This window comes from Micromonospora sp. NPDC051006, assembly GCF_044456245.1.
GTDB lineage: Bacteria > Actinomycetota > Actinomycetes > Mycobacteriales > Micromonosporaceae > Micromonospora.
The window spans coordinates 27,700-53,766 of the sequence record NZ_JBITFP010000002.1 but is presented as its reverse complement, the minus strand read 5'-3'; the positions used below and the strand labels follow the sequence as shown (position 1 = coordinate 53,766).

The window sequence follows — 26,067 nt, the reverse complement described above, 5'->3', positions numbered from 1 at the left end:
CCCCGCCCGCGCCCTGTTGATCAAGAGGTTTGCGTCAGGTTGGAGATCGAACTTGACGCAAACCTCTTGATCAACAGCGCTTGGGCCGGGCGCCCCGGGTGGGGTGGGGGTTAGAGGATGGGGGGTGGGGAGTAGGTGGCGGCGTTCGGGTGGGCTTCGACGATCCTGGTGATGCGGCGGGTTACGGCCTGGACCTGGGCGGGGGCGGCGCCGACGAAGGCGGCCCGGTCGGCCACCAGCTCGTCGATCTCGGCCCGGGTGAGACCCAGCCGTCCGTCGGCGGCGAGCCGGTCGAAGAGGTCGTTCTCGAGCGCGCCCTTCTCCCGCATGCCGAGCGCGACGGCGACCGCGTGCTCCTTGATCACCTCGTGTGCGACCTCCCGGCCGACGCCCCGGCGGACCGCCGCCACCAGGATCTTCGTGGTGGCCAGGAACGGCAGGAAGCGCTCCAACTCCCGGTTGATCACCGCCGGGTACGCGCCGAACTCTTCGAGCACGGTGAGGAACGTCTGGAACAGCCCGTCGGCGGCGAAGAACGCGTCCGGCAGGGCCACCCGGCGGACCACCGAGCAGGAGACGTCCCCCTCGTTCCACTGGTCACCGGCCAGCTCGCCGACCATCGACAGGTAGCCGCGGATGATCACGGCGAAGCCGTTCACCCGCTCGCTGGACCGGGTGTTCATCTTGTGCGGCATCGCGCTGGAGCCCACCTGACCGGGCTTGAAGCCCTCGGTGACCAGCTCCTGACCGACCATCAGCCGGATCGTGGTGGCCAGCGACGACGGCCCGGCGGCGACCTGGGCCAGCGCGGCGAGCACGTCGAAGTCCAGCGAGCGGGGATAGACCTGGCCGACGCTGTCCAGCACCCGGGCGAAGCCGAGGTGCTCGGCCACCCGGTGCTCCAGCTCGGCCACCTTGTCGGCGTCGCCGTCGAAGAGGTCGAGCTGGTCGGCGGCGGTGCCGACCGGCCCCTTGATCCCGCGCAGCGGATACCGGGCGATCAGCTCCTCCAGCCGCTCGTACGCGATGAGCAGCTCCTCCGCGGCCGACGCGAAGCGCTTGCCGAGCGTGGTCGCCTGCGCCGCCACGTTGTGCGAACGGCCGGTCATCACCACGCCGGAGTACTCGTTGGCGTGCCAGGCCAGCCGGGCCAGGGTGGCCACCACCCGGTCCCGGACCAGCTCCAGGGAGGCGCGGATCTGGAGCTGCTCGACGTTCTCGGTGAGGTCCCGGGAGGTCATCCCCTTGTGCACGTGCTCATGCCCGGCGAGCGCGCTGAACTCCTCGATCCGGGCCTTCACGTCGTGCCGGGTGACCCGCTCGCGCTCGGCGATCGAGGCGAGGTCGACGTCGTCGATCACCCGCTCGTACGCCTCGACCACCCCGTCCGGGACCGGCACACCGAGGTCGCGCTGCGCACGGAGCACGGCGAGCCAGAGCCGCCGTTCCATCCGGACCTTCTCCTCCGGCGACCAGAGGGCGACCAGCTCGGGCGAGGCGTAACGGTGGGCGAGCACGTTCGGGATCGTCGTCACGTACCTCATTCTCCCGCACCTGGTCGCCGGGGGCGCCGCCGGGCGGCACAGCCCACCGTGCTGGTTGAGCCGCTCGGCGACACCCCCGGCGGCCGCGACGGCTCAGGAGCGCCCCAGCTCGTAGACCGTGACCGGGCCGGAGCGGTGGCGGACGACCGCCAGCGTGGCCAGCTCCGGCGAGACCGCCCCGGCGCGGGTGTCGGCGACGAGCCAGCGCACTCCGTACTCGCGGCGCAGCCGTTCCAGGTCGGCACGGGTGGGGGTGGCGAAGATCCGCTCGTTCAGCGCGAACTGCTCCCCGTCGGGCGGGGCCTGCCGGGCGTAGCCCAGACCGTCCCGACCGTGCGCGGCCAGCGCCGCATCGGTGTAACCCCAGCTCTCCACCACCGCGCGACGCCCACCCAGGCCGGTCACCCAGAACGCGCGCGCGTCGCAGTGGTCGGTCGTCCGCACCGGCCGGCAGTGCACGTTGGTCGCCACCACGTCGTCGGCACCGGCGTGGCCGTTCAGCCAGAGGGCGGCGCGCATCTCGTCGGCGGTCACCACCAGCGCCCGGGTCTTCGCGTCCCGGGGTGGGGATTCCGCCCGGACGGACCGCGCCACCCCGTCGGCGCCCTGCGCGACGCTGGCGCCGAGGAACGCGGCGGTCACCCCGACCAGCGCCACCGACACCCACCTGCGGCGACCGGACCGGACCCGCGCCGACCGGCCCTGCCCGGCGCGAACCCCCTCGGGCTCCGCCACGGCGGCGGAAGCCGGATCACCGGAACCGGCGTCGCCGGCGGGAGCTGGATCATGGGAACCCGTATCGCCGGCCGGAGCCGGACCACCGGAATGGGCCTCGCCGGTCGGAGCCGGGTCACCGGGATCGGCGTCGGCCGGGTTGGCGGTGCCCAGCGTCGTCCCGGTCCGCCGGGCGCGCTCCTGCCGCCGACGGAGCAGCCGGGCGGTCCCGAGCGCCAGCAGCACGGCCAGCGCGACGAAGGCGGCGAACCGGGTCGCGCTGACCGCGAGCACCCCCAGCCAGCCCTGCGGGGTCGCCGCCGGCCGGGCGATCGCCGGCAGAACCAGTTGGGCGACCGCGCCGGCCACGCCGGCGGTCACCGCCACCGGCCAGGCCGGGCGGGCGGCCGCGAGCAGCCAACCGCTCAACACCGCCCCGAACGGGATCACCGCGAGCCAGAAGTAGATCTGACTCGCCGACGGGTGGTGGAAGACCCAGGTGGCACCCGCGCCCGCCAGCACCGCCCCGGCGAGCAGCCAGCCCGCCGGGTCGGACCGGTGTTCCCGGGACGCCGGCAGGAGCAGGCCGACCAGGCGGGGCGCCTGGGTCAGCAGCCACCAGCCGAACAGGACGAGCGCCAGCAGCCAGCCGGTCGTGTCGGTGCCGGCGAGGCCCGGGGGGAGCAGACCGCCGGCCCGGGCGCCGTCGTCGGCGCCGACCGTCTCGCCGTACGGCAGCATGAAGCGCAGCAGCCCGAACGCCTGCACCCTGAGCGTGCCGGCGCCACCGCCGGCGAAGAGCCGGTAGCCGAGCCCCATCGCCGCCACCAGGCAGAGCAGCGCGACCAACGCCCGCCACGGCACCCGGCGGCGGGTCCACCAGGCGACCATCGCGGCCAGGCCGAGGCCGGCGATCAGCGGGGGCAGGGCGCTGGACTTGGCGCCGGCGCAGGCCAGCCCGAGCGCCGGCACCAGCACCCAGCCGGCACCGAGCCCTCGGCCCCGGACCACCGTGACGCAGGCGCCGGCGAGGAGCACCACCAGCGACAGCACGTAGGTCTGCGACGGGCTGGCGTACGACAGCGCGGCCGAGCCGTCCGCGACGGCGGAGCCGAGGACCACCGGCACCCCGAGGTACGCGACCGCGGCGGCCACCGGCCCGGCCCACCATGATCCGGCGAGGTCCCGGGCGAGGCCTGCGGTGACCAGCGCCGCGGTGGCCGCGACCGGCACCAGCCAGAGGCGCAGCAGGAGCACCGCCGGAGACACTCCGGTGACCATGCTGCCGGCGGCGAGGTGGGCGTCGGAGAGGTAGTGGTAGCGCAGTTGCTCACCGGCCACGTGCGGCAGCTCCAACGGCATCGACCGGGTGAGCTCGTGTACCAACCCGAGGTGGTAGAGCAGGTCCGGGTAGTAGGCGTGGCTGACCGGGGGCAACGGCACCAGGCGCCACTGCGTGACGCCCCAGAGCACCAGCAGCAGGAGCACCGCGCAGACCGACCAGTGCCAGGCCACCGGCAGCGGTTTCCGCGGCCCGACCCGCCAGTGCCGGCGCAGCCGGGGTACGGCCACGAACGCCACCAGCAGCGGCACCGGCCACCAGCGCAGCAGGTGCTGACCTCCGGTCGCGGCGGCGAGCGCCCAGGCCCCGAGTTCGAGTAGCAGGCCGGTGGCCGCGCCGTGACCCAGGTCCTCCGGCAGGTTGCCTCGGCCGCCGCGCAGCGCGCGGTGCACCAGGGTGCCTGGCAGCACCAGCGTCAACGCCCAGTAGGCGGCGAAGCGGGCGACGTCGGTCGCCGGCACGTCGGTCCACCACCAGGCCGACGGGAGGGCGGCGAGGACGACCAGCCAGGGCAGAACCGCCAGGATCCGTCGGCCGGTCGGCCGCGTTCGGGTTCCGGCCGACGGCGTGACGCGCTCGGCCAGCAGCGAATCAGCCACCGGCGAGCACCGACCGGCGGGCTGCCGGAAGATCCACCTCGGCCGCCCGCTCCCCGTCCGGGTCCGCGAGGGTCGCGGCCGGCTCCGGGTCCACGAGGTCCCCGCCGGGGGCGGTCGGCTCCGGGTGCACGGAGTCCGCGCCGACGTGGAACGTCGGCCGGTTCTGCACCGTGGCGTAGATCCGCCCGACGTACTCGCCGAGCAGGCCCAGACAGACCAACTGCACGCCGCCGAGCAGCAGCACCGCGACGAACGTCGAGGTCCAGCCGGGGATGGTCACCCCGCGCAGATGGGCCGCGATCCCGAAGCCGATCAGCGCGAGGCAGCCGAGGAAGCTCACGGCGCCGAGCCAGGTAGCCAGCCGCAGCGGCGCGGCGGAGAAGTCGGCCACACTGTTCCAGGCGAGCGCGAGCATCTTCGGCAGCGGGTACTTCGTCTCACCCGCCGTGCGGGCGGCCCGTACGTAGGGCACTTCGGCGCTCGGGAAGCCGAGCGCCGGCACCAGGAGCCGGTAGACCGGCGTCCGTTCGGGCAGCCGGCGCAGCGTCTCGACCACCTCCCGGCTGACCAGCCGGAAGTCGCCGGCCTGGGCGGGCACCTCGGCGCCGACGATCCGGCGCATCAGCCGGTAGTAGGCCCGTGCCGTGTGCCGCTTGAAGAAGGTGTCGGTGCGGCGGTCGACGCGGACCCCGTACACCACGTCGGCGCCCTCGCGGGCCAGCCGGAGCATCTCGGCGATGGCCTCCGGCGGATCCTGCAGGTCCGCGTCGAGGCTGACCACCCAGGCGCCCCGGGCCCGGTGCAGGCCGGCGGTGAGGGCCGCCTGGTGCCCGCTGTTGCGGCGCAGCCGGACTACCCGCAGCTGCGGCCAGTCGCGGGCGTGCGCGCTCAGCAGGGCCACGGTGTCGTCCCGGCTGCCGTCGTTGACGGCGAGCACCTCGTAGCCGACCTCGAGCCCGTCGAGCACCGGCCGGAGCCGGGCGACGAGGGCGGGAATCACCGCTTCCTCGTTGAACATGGGTACGACCACGGAGAGCGTGATCGTCCCAGGCGTGTTGGTTCCCATGCCGGCCCCGTTCCGGACGCAGAAGGCTCACCCTGGTCACGTGCGTGGGCACGTGGCCAGTCACCCTTGCGCGCCGAGGTGACCGCGGCCTGGCTCCGGTGTGAACGATCAGGGAACGCCGATCAGCCCTCCGGAGCCCCCGCTCAGCGCTCCAGGATCGCCGTCACGCCCTGGCCGCCGGCCGCGCAGATGGAGATGAGCCCGCGCCCGCCGGCCCGCTCGGCCAGCAGCTTCGCCAGCGTCGCCACGATCCGGCCACCGGTGGCCGCGAACGGGTGCCCGGCGGCCAGCGACGAGCCGTTGACGTTGAGCTTCTCCCGGTCGATCGGGCCGAGCGGAGCGTCCAGGCCGAGCCGGTCCTTGCAGAACTCCGGCGACTCCCAGGCGGCCAGGGTGGCCAGGACCTGCGAGGCGAACGCCTCGTGGATCTCGTAGTAGTCGAAGTCCTGCAGGGTCAGCCCGGCGCGGGCGAGCATGCGGGGCACCGCGTACGCCGGGGCCATCAGCAGCCCCTCGTCGCCGTGCACGAAGTCGACGGCGGCCGTCTCCGACCAGCTGAACCAGGCCAGCACCGGCAGGCTGTGCGCGTTGGCCCACTCCTCCGAGGCGAGCAGCACGGTCGACGCCCCGTCGGTCAGCGGCGACGAGTTGCCGGCGGTCATCGTCGCCTGCTCGGCGTCCGGCCCCTTGGCGCCGAAGACCGGCCGCAGCGAGCCCAGCTTCTCCAGGGTGGTGTCCGGGCGGAGGTTCGCATCCCGGGTCAGCCCGAGGTACGGCGTCATCAGGTCGTCGAAGAACCCCCGGTCGTACGCGGCCGCCAGCCGCTGGTGTGAGCGGAGCGCCAGCTCGTCCTGGGAGCGTCGGTCGACGTTCCAGCGCAGCGCGGTGCGGGCGGCGTGCTCCCCCATCGAGAGCCCGGTACGCGGCTCGGCGTTGCGTGGGATCTCCGGCTTGAACGGCTGGAGCGGGCGGAGCTTCGCGGCCACCTTGAGCCGCTCGCCGAGGGTGCGCGCGCTGTTGAGCTTGAGCAGCGTGCGGCGCAGGTCCTCGTTGACGGCCAGCGGCGCGTCGGAGGTGGTGTCGACCCCGCCGGCGATGCCGACGTCGAGCTGCCCGAGGGCGATCTTGTTGGCGACCAGGATCGCCGCCTCCAGGCCGGTGCCACAGGCCTGCTGGATGTCGTACGCGGGGGTGTGCGGGTCGAGCCGGGAGCCGAGCACCACCTCACGGGTGAGGTTGAAGTCCCGGGAGTGCTTCAGCACCGCCCCGGCGACCACCTCACCGACCCGCTGGCCCGCCAGGCCGTAGCGGGCGATCAGGCCGTCCAGCGCGGCGCCGAGCATGTCCGAGTTGGACGCGCTGGCGTAGCGCGAGTTGGAGCGGGCGAAGGGGATGCGGTTGCCGCCGATGACCGCCACCCGCCGGATGCTCTGCACGATCGGCCTCCTCGACAGTGTTTGCCCGTACCCTACTCGCCAGTAGGCTACGCCTATGACCGACAGGTACGCGAGCTTCGTCCAATCGGGGGCCGGCCGCACGCTGGTCAAGCGCCTCGGGCTGCCCGACCCGCCCCGACTGCGCCGGCACCGCCCCGGCGACCCGATCCTGCCCGGGCCCGCGCTGCTCGGCGCGGCCACCGGCGGCCGGCTCGTCGAGCCGGTCGGCAAGTTGCTGACCACCGCCGGGGTCGAGCTGCGCGACCCGGCGGGGATCGAACCCGACGAGCGCTTCGGCGCCCTCGTCTACGACGCCACCGGCATCACCGACTCCACCGGCCTGCGGCAGCTGTACGACTTCTTCCACACGCCGGCCCGGTCCGTCGCGCCGAGCGGACGGGTGATCGTGCTCGGCACCCCGCCGGCCGAGTGCCCCACCCCACGCGAGGCCACCGCCCAGCGGGCCCTGGAAGGGCTCACCCGCAGCATCGGCAAGGAGTTCGGCCGCGGCGTCACCGCCCAACTGGTGTACGTCACCCGTGACGGTGACCCCGGCACGCTCACCGGCCTCGACGCGACCCTCCGGTTCCTGCTGTCCGGCCGCTCGGCGTACGTCTCCGGGCAGGTGATCCGGATCGGCGCCGGCCAGGCGAGCGCGCCGGCCGACTGGGACCGACCGCTCGACGGCCAGGTCGTGCTGGTCACCGGGGCGGCCCGGGGCATCGGCGCGGCGCTGGCCCGGGTGCTCGCCCGGGACGGCGCGCAGGTGGTGGCCCTGGACGTGCCGGCCGCCGGCGACGAGCTGGCCCGGGTGGCGAACGAGATCGGCGGCACCGCGGTGCAGCTCGACCTGACCGCGCCGGACGCCCCGACCCGGCTCGCCGAGCACCTCGCCGCCCGGCACGGTCGGGTCGACGTGGTGGTGCACAACGCCGGCATCACCCGGGACCGCACGCTCGGCCGGATGGATGCCGACCGGTGGGACCAGGTGATCGACGTCAACCTCTCCAGCCAGGAGCGGATCAACGACGTGCTGCTGGAGCGGGAGCTGATCCCGGCCGGCGGACGGATCGTCTCGGTCTCCTCGATCGCCGGGATCGCCGGCAACCGCGGCCAGACCAACTACGCCACCAGCAAGGCCGGCGTGATCGGGCTGGTCGACTCCCTCGCCCCGGCGCTGCGCGGGCGCGGCGTCAGCGTCAACGCGGTCGCGCCGGGCTTCATCGAGACCCGGCTGACCGCCCGGATCCCGGTGATGCTGCGCGAGGCCGGCCGGCGGATGAACAGCATGTCCCAGGGCGGCCTCCCGGTCGACGTCGCCGAGACGATCGGCTGGCTGGCCTGGCCGGCCAGCGGGGCGGTCAGCGGCAACGTGGTCCGGGTCTGCGGCCAGAGCCTGCTGGGGGCGTGATGACCGAGTTCACCACCGGCACGCCCGAGCCGGCGACCGCCCGCACGACCGTCGAGCTGCCCCGGATGCCCGCCGCCGGGGCGCTGTACCGCCGGGCGCTGGTCGGTGCCCTGCCCGGCACGGGCGGCCGCCGGGCGCCCCAACCGCCGGCGGTCCGGCTCAGCGTCGCCGACGTGCCGGTCGACCTCGACCACCTGGCCGACTACGACCGGGTCTGCGGGTTCCGGCTCGCCGACCGGCTGCCGGCCACCTACCCGCACGTGATGGGCTTCCCGCTGGCGCTGCGGCTGATGACCGCGCCCGAGTTCCCGGTGCCGCTGACCGGCGTCGTGCACGTGGCGAACCGGATCACCGTGCACCGGCCGATCCGCACCGACGAGACGCTGGAGTTCACCGCGTACGCGGAGAACCTGCGGCCGCACGACCGGGGCCGGCAGCTCGACGTCGTGCTCGTCGGGTCGGTCGGCGGCGTGGAGGTCTGGCGCGGCGTCTCGACGTACCTCAGTCGGGAGCGGCGCGGCGGCGGTGACCGGCGCGACCGGGGTGAGCGGCCAGCGGCGCCGGCCGCCTCGGCGAGCTGGCGGGTCACCCCGCGGGTCGGCACCGACTACGCCCGGGTCTCCGGCGACCACAACCCGATCCACACCTCGCGGCTCGGCGCGCGGCTCTTCGGCTTTCCGCGCCCCATCGCGCACGGCATGTGGAGCAAGGCCCGCTGCCTCGCCGCGCTGGCGAACCGGCTGCCCGACGCGTTCACCGTCGAGGTCGCGTTCAAGCTGCCGGTGCCGCTGCCCGGAACGGTCGCGTTCAGCGCCACCCCCGCCGACTCCGGCTGGGAGTTCGCCCTGCACGACGCCCGCTCGGCCCGTCCGCACCTCGCCGGCTCGGTCGGCTGATCGGAGTTTCGCCGAAGAAAGCCCCGGAGGAGGGCGGGGCACCGAGCATGAGGGCATGGAAGCCGTGCTCGACCTGCTCCGGGAGACGGTCCTCTCGCCCTGGGTCTACCTGGTGCTCGTCGCGATCACCGCGGTCGACGCGTTCTTCCCGGCCGTGCCGAGCGAGGCGGCGGTGATCACCGCCGCCGTCCTCTCGTCCGCAGGTGGGCAACCCAACCTGATCGGGGTGATCGCGTCGGCCGCGACCGGCGCGTTGATCGGCGACCACATCTCGTACGCGATCGGCCGCGGCGGCGGATCACGGCGGCTCGCCCGCTTCCCCGAGCAGAGCAGGCGGCGGGCCGGAACGGAGTGGGCCCGGCGGGCGATCGACCGGCGCGGCGGGGTCATCCTGACCACGTCCCGGTACATCCCCGGCGGGCGGACCGCGGTCACCCTCACCATGGGCGCGGTCCGCTATCCGCGGCGGCGCTTCCTCGTCTTCGACGCGATCGCCGCAGTCACCTGGGGCTGCTACTGCGGGCTGCTCGGCTACTTCGGCGGGCTGGCCTTCCAGCGCGACCCGATCAAGGGTGTGTTGGCCGGCCTGGGCCTGGCGGTCGCGATCACGCTGGCCCTGGAAGTGGTCCGTCGGCTACGCCGCCGGGCCCGCAGCCGCACCGCCCGCCGCTGACCGGAACCGCCGTCACGTCAGGTCGGCGTCGTGCACCAGGATCGCTGCCTGCACCCGGTTGGTCACCTGGAGCTTGGCCAGCGCCCGGCTGACGTGCGCCTTGACGGTCGCCTCGCTCATCGCCCGCCGGCGGGCGATCTCGGCGTTGGCGTGCCCGTGCGCCACTTCCCGGATGATCTCCAGCTCGCGCCCGGTGAGCAGGTCGAGCCGTTGCCGGGCGGCCTCCAGTCGAGCCGGGCCGCGCTCGGCGAAGGAGCTGATCAGCCGCCGGGTCACCGTCGGGGCGAGCATCGCGTTCCCGGCCGCCACCGTGCGGACCGCCGACGCCAGCTCCCGGGGTGGGGTGTCCTTGAGCAGGAAGCCCACGGCACCGGCGCGCAGCGCCTGGTGCACGTACTCGTCGAGGTCGAAGGTGGTCAACATGATCACCTTCGGTCCGGCGGCGACCACCTCGGGCGCGGCGGTCAGCCCGTCGGTGCCCGGCATCCGGACGTCGAGCAGGACCACGTCGGGGCGGAGCCGGCGCGCCTCGACCAAGGCGGAGGAGCCGTCCGCCGCCTCGCCGACCACGGTGATGTCCGGCGCCGCCTCCAGGATCACCCGCAGCCCCGCGCGGACCAGGTGCTCGTCGTCCACCACCACGACCCGGATCACGGCACCGCCACCGGGATCAGCGCCCGGACCAGGAAGCCGCCGTCGACAGGACCGGTCTCCAGCCGGCCGCCGAGCAACTCGACCCGCTCGCGCAGGCCGAGCAGCCCCAGCCCGGCACCGGGTAGCGCCGGGCCCCCCGGTGAACTGCCGTTGCGCACCACGACCTCCACCCCGTCGGGCAGGTAGCGCAGAAGGACGGTCGTCTCGGCCTCCGGGGCGTGCTTACGGACGTTGGTCAGCGCCTCCCGGACCACCCGGTGGACGGTACGGCCGACGGTCGGCGGCAGCGGCCGGGGGATGCCCTCGTCCCAGCGCCACACCCGGAGGCCGGCGGCCCGCGACTCGCGGACCAGCTCGTCCACCGCCTGGAGCGGGTCGCCCGCGGCGTCCGAGACCGCCGACCGGGGCGGACCCGGCTGACGCAGCACGCCCAGCACCTCACGCAGGTCGGTGAGGGCCTGCCGGCCGGTGGACCGGATGAGGGCGGCCGCCTCGACGGTCGACGCGTCGCTGGAGGTCACCTCCAGCGCCCCGGCGTGCACCACCATCAGCGACACCCGGTGCGCCACCACGTCGTGCATCTCCCGGGCGATCCGGGCCCGCTCTTCGGCCCGGACCCGTTCCGTGTGAGCCAACTGCTCGCGCTCCAGCCGTTCGGCCCGGTCCCGCAGCGCGGCCAGCACGTCCCACCGGGATCGGACGAGCAGGCCGGCGAGCAGCGGGAAGGCCACCAGCCAGGCGACCAGCAGCGCCGCGTTGGCCGGGCTGGCGGTGGTGAGCCGCCGCAGGCCGCCGACGGACAGCCCGACCAGCACCCCGCCCGCCATCACCAGTGCCGCCCCGATGAGATAGCCGGCCAGCCAACGCCGCTCCCGCAACCGCCGGCCCGCCTGGTACGAGGCGACCGCCACGACCGGCCCCGCGGCCAGCACCAGCCACCCGACGGCGGCGGCCAGGAACAGCGGCCACCGGCGGGACCGGACGACACCGGCCGCGCCACCGCAGGCCACGGCGATCAGCAGCACCAGCCCGGCCGGCAGCGGCGAACGCACCCCGATCGCGCCGGTGGCGGAGCTCCAGACGGCGATGGCCACGACCAGGGCGAGCAGCGGCGGCAAGTACCGCTCGACGAGCCGCCGGAGCACGACGGCGCTGATGGCCACGGGCCGAGCCTAGGTGCTGCCCGGCGGCGCGACCGGCCGCGACCGGACGGACCCGGGTCGGGTGGGGGGAGACCCGGATCCCCGGTCCGGGACGCACGCTACTTAAGTAGTGGTCCCCGGGTGACCAGCGGCCGATGGCGGGCAGCGCCGCCACGACCAGCATCGGAACCATGGATCTGCTCGACCTGCTGCACCAGACCATGTCCTCGCCCTGGGTCTACCTGGCGCTCTTCTCCATCGCGGTGCTCGACGGCTTCTTCCCGGTGGTGCCGAGCGAGACCGCGGTGATCACGGCCGGGGTGTTCGCCGCGTCCGGTGAGCCGTACCTGCCGGCCGTGATCGTGGTGGCCGCGGCCGGCGCGCTGGTCGGCGACCACGTGTCGTACGCCATCGGCCGGACCGGTGGCACCCGGCTGCTGGGCCGTCTCCCGGCCGGCGGGCGGCGACGGGCCGGCGTGGAGTGGGCCCGACGCGGGATCGCGCAGCGGGGCGGGTTGATCCTCACCGTCGCCCGCTACGTCCCCGGCGGACGGACCGCCGTCACCCTCACCATGGGCGCCGTCCACTATCCGCGGCGGCGCTTCCTCGCCTTCGACGCGCTCGCCGCCGGATCCTGGGGGCTCTACTCGGCCCTCGTCGGCTACCTGGGCGGGCTGGCCTTCGAGCAGGACCCGGTGCGCGGTCTGCTGCTCGGCCTCGGGCTGGCTCTCACGGTGACCCTCGTGGTCGAGGGGGTACGCCGGCTCGCCCGGCGCCGACCGAGCGAAAGCGGGACGGGCGGTGCGGTCAGCTCGCGGGCGGGCGCCAGGTGACGCCGTGCAGCAACTGGCCGGCGCCGAGCCAGGCGACGTTCATCATCCGGGTCGCGGTCTTCTCCGGGTCGGCCTCGGGATGGTCGGCGAGCCAGTCCGCCAGCGACTCGGTCGCGCCCACCAGGGCGTACGCGACGACCTCCAGGTCGGTGGCGGCGACCTCGCGCCCCTCGCCGCGCAGCGCGTGGTCGAGCATGCCGGCGACCACCTCGACGAGCCGTGCTCGCATGGTCGCCAACTCGCCGGCGAACGGCTGCTCGCCCCGGGCCTGCCGGTAGAGCACGGCCCAGCCGTCCCGGTACGCCCCGACGAAGCCGAAGAACGCCCGCAGCCCGCGCCAGAGCCGTTCGTCGGCGGGCAGTTCCGGGGCCGCGGCGCCGGCGATCGCCTGCATCATCCGGGTGCCCTCCCGGTGCAGGCAGGCGACGAAGAGCTCCTCCTTCGTGCCCAGGTACGCGTAGACCATCGGCTTGGAGATGCCGGCGTCCTCGGCGATCTCGTCCATGCTGGCCGCGTGGAAGCCACGCCGGGAGAAGACCCGGACGGCCGCGTCGAGCATCTGCTGCTCGCGTACGGCCCGGGGCAGGCGCTTGAAGGTGGGACCGGTGGACACCTTGCGAGCATACCTACTCGTGCGTAAGGTTACGCCGGAGTAACCAAGTCGGCCCGCCCGAGAGGTGTTTCCCCCATGACTGACTTCGATCCGGCCAACTTCGCGAACGTCGGCCCGAAGGAGTTCGCCAAGCTGGTCAAGTCGACCCCCGACGACAAGATCGCCGAGGTGATGTCCGGCGACGCGCGGGGCAAGATCCTGGGCGAGGTCTTCGGCCGGATGCCGTCGCTGTTCCGGGCCGACCGGGCCGGTGCCACCAACGCGGTCATCCACTGGACCATCACCGGCCGGCCGGACGGCGGCAGCGACACCTACGAGGTGGTCATCGAGAACGGCACCTGCACCGTCCCGGAGACCCCGCAGCGCGACCCGAAGCTGACCCTGACCATGGGCCCGGTCGAGTTCCTCAAGATCGTCTCCGGCGGGGCGAACCCGGTGATGATGTTCATGACCGGCAAGCTCAAGGCCAAGGGCGACCTGGGTCTGGCCGCCAACATCGCCAACCTGTTCGACATCCCCAAGGCCTGACATGCCCGAGTTCTCGCTTGACCTGAACGAGGAGCAGCGGGATCTCCGCGACTGGGTGCACGGCTTCGCCGCCGAGGTCGTGCGCCCGGCCGCGGCCGAGTGGGACGCCCGTGAGGAAACCCCCTGGCCGGTCATCCAGGAAGCGGCGAAGGTCGGTCTCTACGGCTTCGAGTTCCTCGCCACCTGCTGGGCCGACCCCACCGGACTCTCCCTCCCGATCGCCAGCGAGGAGCTCTTCTGGGGCGACGCGGGCATCGGCCTGAGCATCTTCGGCACCTCGCTCGCGGTGGCCGCGATCTACGGCGCCGGCACCCCGGACCAGATGGTCGAGTGGGTGCCGCAGTGCTTCGGCTCGGTCGACGAGCCGGCGGTGGCCGCGTTCTGCACCAGCGAGCCGGAGGCCGGCTCCGACGTCGGCGCGATGCGCACCCGGGCGGTCTACGACGAGGCCGCCGACGAGTGGGTGCTAACCGGGCAGAAGGCGTACGCCACCAACGGGGGCATCGCCGGCGTGCACGTGGTCACCGCCTCGGTCGAGCCGTCACTCGGGTCCCGGGGTCAGGCGGCGTTCGTCGTACCGCCGGGCACCGCCGGGCTCAACGCGACCCGCAAGCTGCGCAAGCTCGGGCTGCGCGCCTCGCACACCGCCGACGTCTTCCTCGACGACGTACGGGTGCCCGGCAGCTGCCTGCTCGGCGGGCGGGAGGCGCTGCTCGAACGCCTGGACCGGGCCCGCTCCGGGCAGCGCGCCTCGGGGCAGGCGGCGATGCGCACCTTCGAGCTGTCCCGCCCCACCGTCGGCGCGCAGGCGCTCGGCGTGGCCCGGGCCGCCTACGAGTACGCCCTGGACTACGCCAAGGAGCGGGTCCAGTTCGGACGGCCGATCATCGAGAACCAGGCGGTCGCGTTCGCGCTGGCCGACATGAAGATGGAGATCGACGCGGCCCGGCTGCTGGTCTGGCGGGCCTCCTGGATGGGGCGCAACAACCGGCCGTTCACCGCCGGCGAGGGCTCGATGTCCAAGCTGAAGGCCGGCGAGGTGGCCGTCTCGGTCACCGACAAGGCGGTGCAGCTGCTCGGTGGGGCCGGGTTCCTCCGCGACCACCCGGTGGAGCGCTGGTACCGGGACGCGAAGATCTACACCATCTTCGAGGGCACCTCGGAGATCCAGCGGCTGGTCATCTCGCGGGCGATCTCCGGGATGCAGATCCGCTGACGACCGCGCCGTCGGCGTCGGTGTCACGCACACCGACGCCGGCGGTCGCCGTCGCTCCGCCCGCCCGCGCATCGCACGATCCGTGCGTGCTTCGTCACGCCGTGCCGCCGCCGACTGGGCCAGATGCCGCGTCCGGTGCATGATCAAGTGAGACGCCCCGACGGGCGGGGCATCCGTCGCCCCGTCCGCGCACCACCGCCAAGGAGGTCTGCGGCATGGACCTGCCGTTCATCGTCACCACGCTGACCCGGCGCGGACTGCTCACCCCCGGCCGCCCGATCCGGGTCGCCTCGCAGCTCAGCGCGTTGCGGAAATGGGGCTGGAGCCTGGCCGGTGAGCTGCGGCAGGCGGCCGCCCGGGACCCCGGTCGTACGGCGGTCATCGACGAGGACGGCGTCGAGCTGACCTATCAGGACCTGCTCGACCGGGCCGAGCGGCTGGCCCGGTCGCTGCGGGCGGGGCTCGGCATCCAGGCCGGCGACCGGATCGGGGTGCTCTGCCGCAACCACCACGGCCTGATCGAGACGATCGTCGCGGCCACCCTGCTCGGCGTCGACGCCGTGCTGGTCAACACCGGGCTCTCCGCGGCCCAGCTGGCCACCGTCGCCGAGGAGCAGCGGCTGCGGATCCTCGTGCACGACGACGAGTTCGCCGATCGGGTCCTCGGCCTCCCCGCCGAACTGTCCCGCCTCGACGAACGCGCCCGGGAGGAGCTGGTCGTCGGGGCGCTGCCGGGCGAGCTGCACCCGCCGGAGCGGGACGGGCGGATCATCGTGCTGACCTCGGGCACCACCGGCACGCCCAAGGGCGCCCGCCGGCCCACGCCCGGCGGCTTCGGCCCGCTGGTGTCCATCATCGACCGCATCCCGCTGCACACCCGGGACCGGGTGATGATCGCCGCACCGATCTTCCACACCTGGGGGTTCGCCGCCCTCCAGGTCTGCTTCGCGCTGCGGGCCACCATCGTGCTGCACCGCCGCTTCGACCCGGCCGCCACCCTCGCCGCCCTGGTGGCGCACCGGTGTGACGCGCTCTTCGCCGTACCGGTGATGGTGCAACGCCTGCTGGAGGTGCCGCCGCCGGACCCACGCCCGCCGCTCAAGGTCGTCGCGGTCAGCGGCTCGGCCCTGCCCGGCGGGCTCGCACCCAGGTTCATGGACGTCTACGGCGACGTCATGTACAACCTGTACGGCTCCACCGAGGTCTCCTGGGCCTCCATCGCCGGCCCCGACGACCTGCGCGCGGCCCCGACCACGGCCGGCCGACCGCCGCACGGCACCCGGCTGGAACTCCTCGACGCGGCCGGCCAGCCGGTGCCGAACGGGCGGGTCGGGCGGATCTTCGTCGGCAACGAGATGCTCTTCGAGGGCTACACCTCGGGCGGCGGCCGGGAAACCCACGATGGCCTGCTCGACACCGGCGACCTCGGCCGGATCAACGCCGACGGGCTGCTCTTCGTCGACGGCCGCGCCGACGACATGATCGTCTCCGGCGGTGAGAACGTCTTCCCGTCCGAGGTGGAGGACCTGCTGGCCCAGCTGCCACAGGTCCGCGAGGCGGCGGTGATCGGCGTCCCCGACCCCGAGTACGGCCAGCGGCTCGCCGCCTTCCTCGCCCTGCACCCGAACGAGACCCTCGACCCGGACGCGGTCCGCGAGTACGTCCGGCACTACCTGGCCCGCTTCTCCGTCCCCCGCGACGTGGTGTTCGTGAAGTACCTGCCCCGCAACGCCACCGGCAAGGTGCTCAGCCGCGAGCTGCGCCGCTACTACGGCTGAACACCCGGGCGGTTCACGGATAGAGCGTCAGGCCCGGGGTACGGGCGACGGCGACCAGCTGGTCCACCGTGACCATCAGCGGGGCACCCCCGGAGGGGCTGTCCCGGCCGGCGACCGGGTAGTTGTTCACCGCCACGACCACCGACGTCCCGTCCGATCGCTGCAACAACACCCGGCGGTGCTCATGACGCCGATCGCTCGCCTGGTCGACGCTGGTGACGAGGACGCTTCCGTCGTCCAGCAGCTCGCTCGTGCACCCGCGTGGATCAGACGCGACCGAGCAATCCGTCGGATCGTGGATCGCGGTGGGCAGCAACGAGACCCAGAAGTTGTTGATCCGTCCATCCCGGGCCAACCGGGCGTGCGCCGAATACTCGCGGTAGCTCGGGTGGTAGGTGAACTGGACCAGCTCACAGTCCGGCACCAGCCCGTCGAAGCCGTCCACGGTGAGCCCCGGCGGCAGGTGCGCGGCCAGCGCGGGGCGCAGCGCGGCGGTCAGCCGGGCGACCCCCGCGTCGGGGGACTCGGTCGGCCGGCTGCGCACCGTGTCGTAGGTCTGCAGGGGCGGCTGAGGGCCGCTCGGCTTCGGGGTGAGCACCGGGCAGAGTGACGGTTCGTCGGCCTGCGAGCCGGTGCCGACCGGCGGCAGCGGGAGGCCACCTGGCTGCGCTCCCGGGCCGGCAAACAGCGCCGGTGCCACCGCGACCACCGCCACGGCGGCCGCGATGCCGGTGCCGGCCATCGTCCAGGTGCGGTGCCGGCGGCGTTGCCGGTCGGCGGCGATCAGCTCGTCCACGTCGATCCGGGTCGGCGGCGCCCCCGCGACGCTCGCCCGCAACTGCTGCACCAGCTCATCCATCGGTGCCTACCTCCTCGGCTCCCCGCGACGCGCCGACGAGGCGGCCCCGCAGCGCCTCGATCGCCCGCGCCGACTGGCTCTTCACGGTGCCCGGCGTGCAACCCAGCTCACGCGCGGTCTCCTCGACCGACAGGTCGCAGAAGAAGCGCAGCACCAGGACCGCGCGTCGGCGCGGTGGAAGCTCCGCCAGCAGGGCGAGGATGGTCAACCGGTCCGCCGTGCCCTCGGTGCCGCCGACCGCCGCCGGATGCTCCGGCACCTGCGCCCAGGCGGCCTCCCGACGCCACGGCCGGCGCCGCTCGTCCAGCCAGACCCGCAGCAGGGTCCGCCGCAGGTACGCGTCGGGATTCTCCATGGCGGACACCCGCCGCCAGTGCCGCAGCAGCTTGACCAGCGCCGTCGACGCCAGGTCGTCGGCCGTGTGCCAGTCACCGCAGAGCAGGTACGCCGTGTGGCGCAGCGGCTCCAGCCGTGCGCCGACGTACTCGCGGTAGCCCTCTGTGTCGGCCGACAACCGGCCACCTCCTCGCCTCACCGATCAAACGGAGACGCAAGGGGTGGCGGTTGCCCGACTCAGCCGGGAATTCTGATCCGGCCCTCGACCGCCGCCGCGGCGATGTCGGTGCGGTGCTGGGCGCCGGCCAGCTCCACCCCGCCCACCAGGGCGTACGCGGCGTCCCGCGCGGCGGCCAGGTCGGGTCCGGTGGCCGTACCGCAGAGCACCCGGCCGCCGGCGGAGAGCAACGCGCCGTCGTCGGCCCGGCGGGCGGTGCCGGCGTGGATGATGCCCGGTCGGTCCCCGCCGGTGATCACGTCGCCGGTGCGCGGCGTGCCCGGGTAGCCCGCGGAGGCGAGCACCACGGTCACCGCGGCGCCGTCACGCCAGCGCAGCGGCGGGTGCGCGGTCAGCGTGCCGGTGGCCGCGGCGTGCAGCAGCCCGGCGAGCGGGGTCTCCAGCAGCGCGAGCACCACCTGGGTCTCCGGGTCGCCGAACCGGGCATTGAACTCGATCACCCGGGGGCCGTCCGCGGTCATCGCCAGGCCGACGTAGAGCAGCCCGGCGAACGGGGCGCCCCGGCGACGCAGCTCGGTCAGGGTCGGGTGGACCACGTCGCGCATGACCTCGTCGACCAGGCCGGGCGGAGCCCACGGCAGCGGCGCGTACGCACCCATGCCGCCGGTGTTCGGGCCGGTGTCGCCGTCGCCGATCCGCTTGAAATCCTGCGCCGGCAGCAGCGGCACCGCGGCCTCGCCGTCGGTGACCACGAAGAGCGAGACCTCCGGGCCGGCCAGGTACTCCTCGACCACGACCCGGCCGCACTCCTGCGCGTGTCGCAGCGCGGCGGTGCGATCGTCGGTGACCACCACGCCCTTACCGGCGGCCAGGCCGTCGTTCTTCACCACGTACGGCGCCCCGAACTCGTCCAGCGCGCGGCCGGTGCTCTCCGGGTCGGTGCAGGTGTGGGCGCGCGCGGTGGGTACCCCGGCGGCGGTCATCACGTCCTTGGCGAACGTCTTCGAGCCCTCCAGCCGGGCAGCCGCGGCGGACGGGCCGAACACCGCGATGCCCTTGGCCCGGACCGCGTCAGCGACCCCGGCGACCAGCGGCGCCTCCGGCCCGATCACCACGAGGTCGACCCCGGTCTCGACCGCGAGCGCGGCCACCGCCGCCGGATCGTTCGCGTCGACCGCCCGCAGTTCGGCGACCGCCGCGATCCCGGGATTCCCCGGTGCCGCGATCAGCTGCGAAACGGCCGGATCGGCCGCCAACCCGAGCGCGAGCGCATGCTCCCGCCCGCCACCACCCACCAGAAGAACCCGCACGCCCCCAGATCCTACGCACCCCCTCCCCCAGGTTCGGGAAGCACCGGTGATCAAGAGGTTTGCGTCAGTAGCCGGCCTGTTTCTGACGCAAACCTCTTGATCAACTGGCGAGTGGCGGGCGGGGGCCGGGAAGGGACGGGGGTGGGGTTAGGAGGGGCGGTGGGGGGAGATGGCTTGGCGGACGGTCCAGGGGATGTAGTCGGGGTGAAGGGTGTCGGCCCAGGTGAAGCGGAGGACGGTCCAGCCGGCGTTGACCAGGCGGTTCTGGCGGCGGCGGTCAGCGAAGACCGCGCCCGGGTTGTCATGTGCGCCGCGGCCGTCGGCTTCGGCGATCACCCTCGGCCCGCGCCAACCCAGGTCGCCGATGCCGAGCAGGTAGCCGTCGTCGTCGCGTACCTCCAGTTGGAGCGCGTCCGGTGGCACTCGGCCGTCGACGCACCGCAACCGGGCACGCGTCTCCAGCGGCGACTGCGCCCGTCCGTCCGCCTCCGCCAGGTAGCCCCGAGCCGCGACCGCACCCCGTCGCCCATGAATCAGGCTTGGAATCGCCAACAGGTCGTTCGAGGTGAGGAGGCCGTTGTTCAACGCCGAATCGAGTACGGCGACCGCTGGATAACGATCGACGCGGAGGATGACGTCCGCGGCGGTGCGAAGCGGCGACGTCGCGGGTATACCCGCGACCCGTACCAGGTCAGTGGGATTGCCCGTCAACTGGTGCACGGTCAGCCACGGCGCCAGAGCGCGCTGCGGTCGCGGTCGATCCACCGGTACCGAGATGTGCACCTGCGGTGTTCGGCGGAGACCCGCGATGCCGTACAGCTCCAGCGCGCTGTCGAGGACGGCGAAGGCCCCCGGGCCGAGGCTCGCGACCGCTGCCCGGAGCCGGGCCCGCCGCAGCGCGGCGTCACTCAACTCCGCGCCTGGCACGAAGTATCCGGGCAGAAGTCGTCGCCACCTGCCCGACCGGCACAGCTGTCGGACCTGGTCCCTGGTCAGACCGGCGCGCAGCGCCTGCCCGCCGCTGACCACCCCGTCCTGGCCGGCTGCGACGCGGCGGAGAAGTTCCTGTGGTGCCACCGACTTACGATGCCCACGCGCCCCACCCCACCGAAGCCCCTGTGGATAACCCGCCGCGCCCTGTGGACAACGCCCGCCGCCAGCTCGGTGATCAAGAGGTTTGCGTCAGATTCGGGGCGGAACTTGACGCAAACCTCTTGATCACCGGGGCGAGCCCGGGACCGGGGGTGGGGGTTAGGGGAGGAGGGGGTGGAGGAGGACGTTTTCTTCGCGGCCGGGGCCTACGCCGACGACGCTGACGCGGGTGTTGCAGAGCTCCTCGATGCGGGCGATGTAGCGGCGGGCGTTCTCGGGGAGCTCGTCGGCGCTACGGGCCTCGGTGATGTCCTCCCACCAGCCGTCCATCTCCTCGTAGACCGGGGTGGCGTGGTGGAAGTCGGTCTGGGTCATCGGCATGTCGTCGACCCGCTTGCCGTTGATCTCGTAGCCGACGCAGATCGGCACCTTCGGCAGGCCGGTGAGCACGTCCAGCTTGGTGATGACCAGGTCGGTGACGCCGTTGAGGCGGCACGAGTAGCGGGCCACGACCGCGTCGAACCAGCCGCACCGGCGCTCCCGGCCGGTGGTGGTGCCGTACTCCCGGCCGATCTTGCGCAGGTGTTCACCGGCGGCGTCGAAGAGCTCGGTCGGGAACGGCCCGGAGCCGACCCGGGTGGTGTACGCCTTGCTCACCGCGATGACCCGGCTGATCGCGGTCGGCGGGATGCCCGCGCCCACGCACGCGCCGCCGGCGGTCGGGTTGGACGAGGTCACGAAGGGGTACGTGCCGTGGTCCATGTCCAGCATGGTGGCCTGCGCGCCCTCGAGCAGGACGATGTCGCCCCGGTCGAGCGCGTCCCAGAGCAGCCCCCGGGTCTCCGCGATGTACGGCGTCAGCCGCTCCGCGTACTGCAGGTACTCCTCGATCGTCGCCTCGACGTCGATGGCCTTGCGGTTGTAGACCTTGAACAGGATCTGGTTCTTCTCGCGCAGCGCGAGTTCCAGCTTCTTGCGCAGGATGCCCGGGTCCAGCAGGTCCTGCACCCGGATGCCCATCCGGGCGACCTTGTCGCCGTACGCCGGGCCGATGCCGCGGCCGGTGGTGCCGATCCGGGACGAGCCGAGGTAGCGCTCGACCACCCGGTCCAGCGCCCGGTGGTGCGGCATGATCAGGTGCGCGTCGCCGGAGATGCGCAGCCGGGAGACGTCCACGCCCCGCTCGGCGAGACCGTCGATCTCGGCGAGCAGCACCTTCGGGTCGACCACCACGCCGTTGCCGATCACGATCTTCGCGCTCGGGGAAAGGGCGCCGGAGGGCATCAGGTGCAGGGCGTACCGCTGGCCGTCCGGCGTGATCACCGTGTGCCCCGCGTTGTTGCCGCCTGAGTAACGCACCACGTAGTCGACCCGCTCACCCAGCAGGTCGGTAACCTTGCCCTTGCCCTCGTCGCCCCACTGAGCGCCGATGAGCACGATCGCTGGCATCTTTTCGCCTCCAGAAGGCTCGGGTGCCAGGTGGCGACCGGTTGGCGAGCCCGGGGTGTCAGGTTAACAAGTAGTGACGGCGTGGCCGGCAGGGGTCGCGTCGAGAGGCAGGAGGCTCCATCCGTGTACGACGTGGTGCTGCTCACCCTCGGCTCGGAGCGGGACGCTCCCGGGGGCTGTGGCAGCGGCGGAGCCTGCTGCGGCGGTGCGACTGACGCCGCGCAGAAGGCCGACGCGCCGGCGAAGACCGACGCGACGACGACCGACGGACAGCCGAAGACCACCGCCGAGCGGTGCGAGACCCCGCGGGTGCCGGTGCTGGCCTGCGCGGACGCGCTGACCGCCCGGGGCGCCCGGGTGGAGACGGTCACCGCCCGCACCGACGCGCAGATCGACGAGGTGCTGGCCCGGCTCGACGGCCCGCCCCGCCCGGACGGCCTCGTCTGGCCGGATCCGGACTCGAAGACCCGGCTCGTGATCGCCACCGCCAGTGACGCACAGTTACGGGCCGTGCTGCGCCGGCTGGTCCGGCGGTACGCCCCGCCGCCGAGCCGCCGCCCCGACGACCTGCCCATGGGCCGTACCGTGCCGGATCTGCCTCCGGTGGGCATACTGCCGCTCGATCCGGCCCGTGGCACGGCGCACCGCGACCTGGCCGCGCAGCTCGGGTTGCCCCGCGACCCGGCGGCGGTGGCCGCCGCGGTGCTCGACGGCACTCCCCGCCGGCTCGACCTGCTGCGCAACGACGGCGGTTCGGTGACGCTGGACGGCGCGCTGCTGGGTGCGGCCGACGAGGCCGGTCGGCCGCTGCACTGGCGGGGCCGGGTGGAGGTCGACGACACCGTCCTCTCACACGGCGACGACCCGCTGCTGGCGTGCGCGATCGGGAACGCCGGCGGTTACGCGACGCTCGACGACGTGGCCCTGCTGGGCCGGGTGGACCCGACCGACGGTCTGGTCGAGGTGGCCGTGGCGGTGCCGGTGGTGACCCGCTCCACGTTCGGTCGCAAGCGGGTACGCCTCGAAGTGCGCCGGGCCCGGGGTCGGGCCGTCGCCGTGCTGCCCCGCGACGAGAAGGTGCCGTACCTCGACGACGGCGTCGAGGGCCAGCTGAGCCGCAAACGGTCCTGGTGGACCGAGCCGGGGGCCTGGGCGGTCTGGGCGGCCTGACCCTCGCGGCCCCGGTTTCGCGGTCCGACCATCGTCGGCCGGTGGGCCTATCCTCGGCAGGAGGAATGGGGAGGAACCGTGGTGGACGAGAACGCCGACCGGGTGCGCGTACCCGGCCAGCAGCCGGTGCCGGAGCGGGACATCGAACCACTCTGGCCGCCGGATCCGGCCGACTCCGGCGCGGCTGGGGCGACACCGCCCTGGGCTGCGGTGGCCGTGCCGTCCCCGGCCGATCCGAACAGCGCGCGTCCGCCCGCCGGGCCCGTCGCCACGCCGTCGGGCGGGGCGCCGGTTCCCGGCCACCCGCCATCCGGTCCGCCGGTTCCCGCCCCGCCGCACGCGGGCGACTACCCCTCGCTGACCAGCGCGATGCCGACGTCGGGCGGCTGGATGCCCCCGCCGCCGCCCGCCTCCGGCGCAGCGGCGGCCCCGCAGGCCAACTGGCAACCACCGACTCCCGCTGGGCAGACCGGCTGGCAGCCACCGACGACCGACGCGCCGGCTCCACAGTCCGGCTGGCAACCACCGTCGACCGGCACGCCCGCGACGCAGACCGGCTGGCAACCACCCGCGCCAGCCGGTGCCGCCGGGCCGACGAACACCGGGCCGGCCAGCGCCGCCGGGCCGGTCACCGGGCCAGCGTCGGGTGTCGCGGCGGCGTCGGGTGTCGCGGCGGCGACCAGTGGCCCGCCGGCCACCGGCCGGGTCGATCTCGACATGCCGTTCACCCTCGACCAGCCACCGCCGCCGGCCACCGGCCGCACCAGCCGCGACCAGCCGGCCGCACCGGCCACCGCCAGCGCCGGCCCCGACCAGCCGGCCGCGCCGGCCACCGGGTCTCCCGCCGACCAGGCGGCCACCGGTCGCGCGATTCCTGATCAGCGGCCCGCACCATCGGCGGCCGACCGGGAGGTCACCGAGGGCCGGCCCGGACCGGCCGCCCCGCGTGGCGAGGCAACGCCCAGCCTGTCCGCCCCGGGTGGCGAGGCAACGCCCGGGCCGTCCGCCCCGGGTGGCGAGGCAACGCCCGGGCTGTCCATCCCGGGTGGCGAGGCAACGCCCGGGCCGTCCACCCCGGGTGGGGAGGCAGCGCCCCGGCCAGTCGGGTCCGCCGCGGTGAGCGACGTCGCGGGCGGCGAGGAGCGCTCGGGAGACGGCGATCGGTCGGGTGGCGCGGGCCGGCCCGGCGAGTCTCCCTGGGCCTATCCGCCGCAGCGACCGGCCACCACCGGCCCGGACCGGGCGGAGGCTCAAACGGCCACCGGCACACCGGGGCCCGACGCGACCAGCCGCCCGGCGGGCACGTCGCCGCCACCCCAGGTCGGCAATCCGAACACGGTCGGTACCGCGACGATGCCCGGTGCCGGCAACCCGCACGCGGTCGGCACCGCGACGACGCCCGGTGCCGGCAACCCGCACGCGGTGGGAACCGCGACGGCGCCCGACGGCGGCAGCCCCGGTGTGACGGCCGTACCGCCGCCGCCGCTCGGCGACCGCGCCGCAGTCGGTGCCCCGCCCTGGCCCGGCGTCGCCGAGCAGCAGCCTCCGCCACCGCCGTCGACCGCGCAGCCCGGCGACCCGGTACCGCCGGCGCCCCAGGTCGGGGCGACCCCGCCGCCCGGGCCGTACCCGCCGTCGCCCGGCTGGTACCCGCCGCCCTGGCAGCAGGGTGCGGCCGGGACGCCGCAGGCACAGCCGGCGCAGCCCGAACAGCCGGCCCAGGCGCCGGGCTACACGGACGCCAACTGGACCCCGGAGACCACCGCCGCGCCGACCGCCGAGGACTTCGCCCGGCGCCGGCAGGTACGTCCCGCGGACCCGGTGGCCACGATGGGCGTACGGGCGGTGGCCAACAAGATCGGCCTGCGTCTCGCGCCCGGGCGGCACGAGCAGGAGCTGAAGCGGGACATCGAGATGGTGCGCCGCAACTTCGGCGGGCTGCGCCAGGTGACCGTGGTCAACCCGAAGGGCGGCGCCGGCAAGACGGTCGCCATCCTGCTGCTCGCGATGACGTTCGGCCAGAAGCGCGGCGGCTACGTGCTGGCCTGGGACAACAACGAGACCCAGGGGACGCTGGGCATGCGGGCCCAGCAGGACTTCCACTCCCGCACGGTGCGGGACATGCTGCGCGACCTCGGGCAGTTCCAGGGCGCGCACGGGCGGGTCGGCGACCTGTCGCAGTACGTCCGCTCGCAGGGCGAGGGCATGTTCGACGTGCTCGCCTCGGACGAGTCGGCCACCGGTGGCGAGATGCTCACCGCGGCCGCGTTCGCGGAGATCCGCGAGGTGGTCAGCCGCTTCTACAAGCTGATCTTCGTGGACACCGGGAACAACGTCCGGGCGCAGAACTGGCAGGCCGCGATGGACGCCACCGACCAGCTCGTGGTCACCATGTCGGCCCGGAACGACTCCGCCGAGACGGCCGCCCGGATGCTCGACCACCTGGAGCAGAGCGGCCGGCAGCGGCTGGTCCGGCAGGCGGTCACCGTGGTGTCGATGCCGCCGTCCCGCAAGGAGATCGACCTGCCGGCGATCCAGGAGCACTTCGCGGCGCGTACCCGGGCGGTGCTGCTGGCGCCGTACGAGCGGCTCATCGACAGCGGCGAGCCGATCCGCTACGGCGCCCTCTCGTCGGCCACCCGGGACGCCTGGTTGAAGATCGCCGCCGCGGTGGCCGAGGGGCTGTAGGAACACCCCCTGCGACGGCCGGCCCGGTGTCGCCGGGCCGGCCGTCGGCGTGGGTCAGTTGCTGGCCAGGGCGTCCGCCGCGGCCGGGTCGCAGTCACGGAGGAACTGGGCGCAGCGGGCCGCCTCGTCCGCCTCGCCGATCTCGTCGGCGGCGCGGGACAGCACGTAGAGGCAGCGGAGGAAGCCCCGGTTGGGCTTGTGCGACCAGGGCACCGGGCCGTGGCCCTTCCAGCCGCTGCGGCGCAGCTGGTCGAGGCCGCGGTGGTAGCCGGTGCGCGCGTACGCGTACGCAGGGATCACCTGGCCCTCCCCGAACGCCCGCGCCGCCAGCGCCGCCCAGGCCGCGCTGTTGGTGGGATACCGCGCCGCCACCTCGGCGAACGCCGCCTCGTCGCCGGACTGTTCGGCGGCGGCCAGGGCGGCGGCGGCCTCGTCGTGCGCGGGGAGGAGGGTGGCCGGTGGCTCCGGCATGAGGTTCTGCATCGCCCCATTCAACCCGCTTCGCCGGCCGACACGCGAGAGGGTCGGCCGACCCGGATG

The 26,067-nt window shown here is 74.2% G+C and carries 23 protein-coding genes; 9 read left to right on the top strand and 14 right to left on the bottom strand.

Annotated elements, in window-relative coordinates; all coding sequences use genetic code 11:
* Positions 1-110: 110 nt before the first annotated feature.
* From purB to ACIBBA_RS03910, 4 genes are all read right to left on the bottom strand, one after another.
* Positions 111-1,535, bottom strand: a complete 1,425-nt coding sequence (purB, locus tag ACIBBA_RS03925) for an adenylosuccinate lyase (RefSeq protein WP_396693535.1) — start codon at positions 1,533-1,535, stop codon at positions 111-113.
* Positions 1,536-1,637: 102 nt separating this feature from the next.
* Positions 1,638-4,199: a hypothetical protein gene (locus tag ACIBBA_RS03920; RefSeq protein ID WP_396693533.1), complete on the bottom strand. Its 2,562-nt coding sequence runs from the start codon at positions 4,197-4,199 to the stop codon at positions 1,638-1,640.
* Positions 4,192-5,265, bottom strand: a complete 1,074-nt coding sequence (locus tag ACIBBA_RS03915; RefSeq protein ID WP_396693531.1) for a glycosyltransferase — start codon at positions 5,263-5,265, stop codon at positions 4,192-4,194. Before ACIBBA_RS03915 ends, ACIBBA_RS03920 begins: the two co-directional genes overlap by 8 nt.
* 143 nt (positions 5,266-5,408) lie before the next feature.
* Entirely contained in the window at positions 5,409-6,701 is a 1,293-nt protein-coding gene (locus ACIBBA_RS03910; RefSeq protein ID WP_396693529.1) for an acetyl-CoA C-acetyltransferase, read from the bottom strand.
* Positions 6,702-6,756: 55 nt separating this feature from the next.
* Here ACIBBA_RS03910 and ACIBBA_RS03905 point away from each other — a divergent pair, with 55 nt between their 5' ends.
* From ACIBBA_RS03905 to ACIBBA_RS03895, 3 genes are read left to right on the top strand one after another with little or no spacing between them, the layout of a single operon-like run.
* A complete protein-coding gene (locus tag ACIBBA_RS03905) occupies positions 6,757-8,112 on the top strand; it encodes a 3-oxoacyl-ACP reductase (protein WP_396693527.1) in 1,356 nt (451 codons plus the stop codon).
* Positions 8,112-9,008 (top strand): MaoC/PaaZ C-terminal domain-containing protein, encoded by an 897-nt coding sequence (locus ACIBBA_RS03900; protein ID WP_396693525.1) that lies wholly within the window; start codon positions 8,112-8,114, stop codon positions 9,006-9,008. The genes ACIBBA_RS03905 and ACIBBA_RS03900 overlap by 1 nt, the downstream gene beginning before the upstream one ends.
* 55 nt (positions 9,009-9,063) lie before the next feature.
* A complete protein-coding gene (locus ACIBBA_RS03895) occupies positions 9,064-9,681 on the top strand; it encodes a DedA family protein (protein WP_396693523.1) in 618 nt (205 codons plus the stop codon).
* 12 nt (positions 9,682-9,693) lie between these two features.
* On the opposite strand, the gene ACIBBA_RS03890 is transcribed toward ACIBBA_RS03895, so the two are convergent.
* Both ACIBBA_RS03890 and ACIBBA_RS03885 read right to left on the bottom strand, forming a co-directional pair.
* On the bottom strand, positions 9,694-10,335 hold the full coding sequence (locus ACIBBA_RS03890; RefSeq protein ID WP_396693521.1) for a response regulator: 642 nt from the start codon (positions 10,333-10,335) through the stop codon (positions 9,694-9,696).
* Entirely contained in the window at positions 10,332-11,498 is a 1,167-nt protein-coding gene (locus ACIBBA_RS03885; RefSeq protein WP_396693518.1) for a sensor histidine kinase, read from the bottom strand. The genes ACIBBA_RS03890 and ACIBBA_RS03885 overlap by 4 nt, the downstream gene beginning before the upstream one ends.
* Before the next feature lie 170 nt (positions 11,499-11,668).
* On the opposite strand from ACIBBA_RS03885, the gene ACIBBA_RS03880 reads away from it, so the two are divergent.
* Positions 11,669-12,310 (top strand): DedA family protein, encoded by a 642-nt coding sequence (locus tag ACIBBA_RS03880; RefSeq protein WP_396693516.1) that lies wholly within the window; start codon positions 11,669-11,671, stop codon positions 12,308-12,310.
* On the opposite strand, the gene ACIBBA_RS03875 is transcribed toward ACIBBA_RS03880, so the two are convergent.
* Positions 12,285-12,923 (bottom strand): TetR/AcrR family transcriptional regulator, encoded by a 639-nt coding sequence (locus ACIBBA_RS03875; protein WP_396693514.1) that lies wholly within the window; start codon positions 12,921-12,923, stop codon positions 12,285-12,287. The genes ACIBBA_RS03880 and ACIBBA_RS03875 overlap by 26 nt on opposite strands.
* 75 nt (positions 12,924-12,998) lie before the next feature.
* Here ACIBBA_RS03875 and ACIBBA_RS03870 point away from each other — a divergent pair, with 75 nt between their 5' ends.
* The 3 genes from ACIBBA_RS03870 (at position 12,999) to ACIBBA_RS03860 (ending at position 16,445) form a co-directional block, all read left to right on the top strand.
* The gene (locus ACIBBA_RS03870; protein ID WP_350868389.1) at positions 12,999-13,451 is read left to right on the top strand and encodes an SCP2 sterol-binding domain-containing protein; all 453 of its coding nucleotides are present in this window, start codon (positions 12,999-13,001) and stop codon (positions 13,449-13,451) included.
* A gap of 1 nt (position 13,452) precedes the next feature.
* A complete protein-coding gene (locus ACIBBA_RS03865) occupies positions 13,453-14,667 on the top strand; it encodes an acyl-CoA dehydrogenase family protein (protein ID WP_350868391.1) in 1,215 nt (404 codons plus the stop codon).
* Positions 14,668-14,882: 215 nt separating this feature from the next.
* A complete protein-coding gene (locus ACIBBA_RS03860; protein WP_396693511.1) occupies positions 14,883-16,445 on the top strand; it encodes an AMP-binding protein in 1,563 nt (520 codons plus the stop codon).
* Positions 16,446-16,458: 13 nt separating this feature from the next.
* Here ACIBBA_RS03860 and ACIBBA_RS03855 read toward each other — a convergent pair whose 3' ends face one another.
* From ACIBBA_RS03855 to ACIBBA_RS03835, 5 genes are all read right to left on the bottom strand, one after another.
* Entirely contained in the window at positions 16,459-17,304 is an 846-nt protein-coding gene (locus ACIBBA_RS03855) for a hypothetical protein (RefSeq protein ID WP_396693509.1), read from the bottom strand.
* Positions 17,297-17,818: a SigE family RNA polymerase sigma factor gene (locus ACIBBA_RS03850; protein WP_396693507.1), complete on the bottom strand. Its 522-nt coding sequence runs from the start codon at positions 17,816-17,818 to the stop codon at positions 17,297-17,299. The genes ACIBBA_RS03855 and ACIBBA_RS03850 overlap by 8 nt, the downstream gene beginning before the upstream one ends.
* Positions 17,819-17,877: 59 nt before the next feature.
* On the bottom strand, positions 17,878-19,128 hold the full coding sequence (purD, locus tag ACIBBA_RS03845) for a phosphoribosylamine--glycine ligase (RefSeq protein ID WP_396693505.1): 1,251 nt from the start codon (positions 19,126-19,128) through the stop codon (positions 17,878-17,880).
* Positions 19,129-19,275: 147 nt separating this feature from the next.
* Complete coding sequence (locus ACIBBA_RS03840) at positions 19,276-20,205, bottom strand: type IV toxin-antitoxin system AbiEi family antitoxin domain-containing protein (RefSeq protein WP_396693503.1); 930 nt, start codon at positions 20,203-20,205, stop codon at positions 19,276-19,278.
* Between the two features lie 174 nt (positions 20,206-20,379).
* A complete protein-coding gene (locus ACIBBA_RS03835; RefSeq protein ID WP_357046906.1) occupies positions 20,380-21,669 on the bottom strand; it encodes an adenylosuccinate synthase in 1,290 nt (429 codons plus the stop codon).
* A gap of 123 nt (positions 21,670-21,792) precedes the next feature.
* Between ACIBBA_RS03835 and ACIBBA_RS03830 the strand changes: the two genes are divergently transcribed.
* A complete protein-coding gene (locus ACIBBA_RS03830; RefSeq protein WP_396693501.1) occupies positions 21,793-22,839 on the top strand; it encodes a hypothetical protein in 1,047 nt (348 codons plus the stop codon).
* Between the two features lie 347 nt (positions 22,840-23,186).
* Here ACIBBA_RS03830 and ACIBBA_RS03825 read toward each other — a convergent pair whose 3' ends face one another.
* Positions 23,187-23,558, bottom strand: a complete 372-nt coding sequence (locus ACIBBA_RS03825) for a hypothetical protein (protein WP_396693499.1) — start codon at positions 23,556-23,558, stop codon at positions 23,187-23,189.
* Between ACIBBA_RS03825 and ACIBBA_RS03820 the strand changes: the two genes are divergently transcribed.
* Entirely contained in the window at positions 23,557-25,527 is a 1,971-nt protein-coding gene (locus ACIBBA_RS03820; protein WP_396693497.1) for a chromosome partitioning protein, read from the top strand. The genes ACIBBA_RS03825 and ACIBBA_RS03820 overlap by 2 nt on opposite strands.
* Positions 25,528-25,581: 54 nt before the next feature.
* Here ACIBBA_RS03820 and ACIBBA_RS03815 read toward each other — a convergent pair whose 3' ends face one another.
* On the bottom strand, positions 25,582-26,010 hold the full coding sequence (locus ACIBBA_RS03815) for a DUF3151 domain-containing protein (protein WP_396693495.1): 429 nt from the start codon (positions 26,008-26,010) through the stop codon (positions 25,582-25,584).
* Between the last annotated feature and the right edge of the window lie 57 nt (positions 26,011-26,067).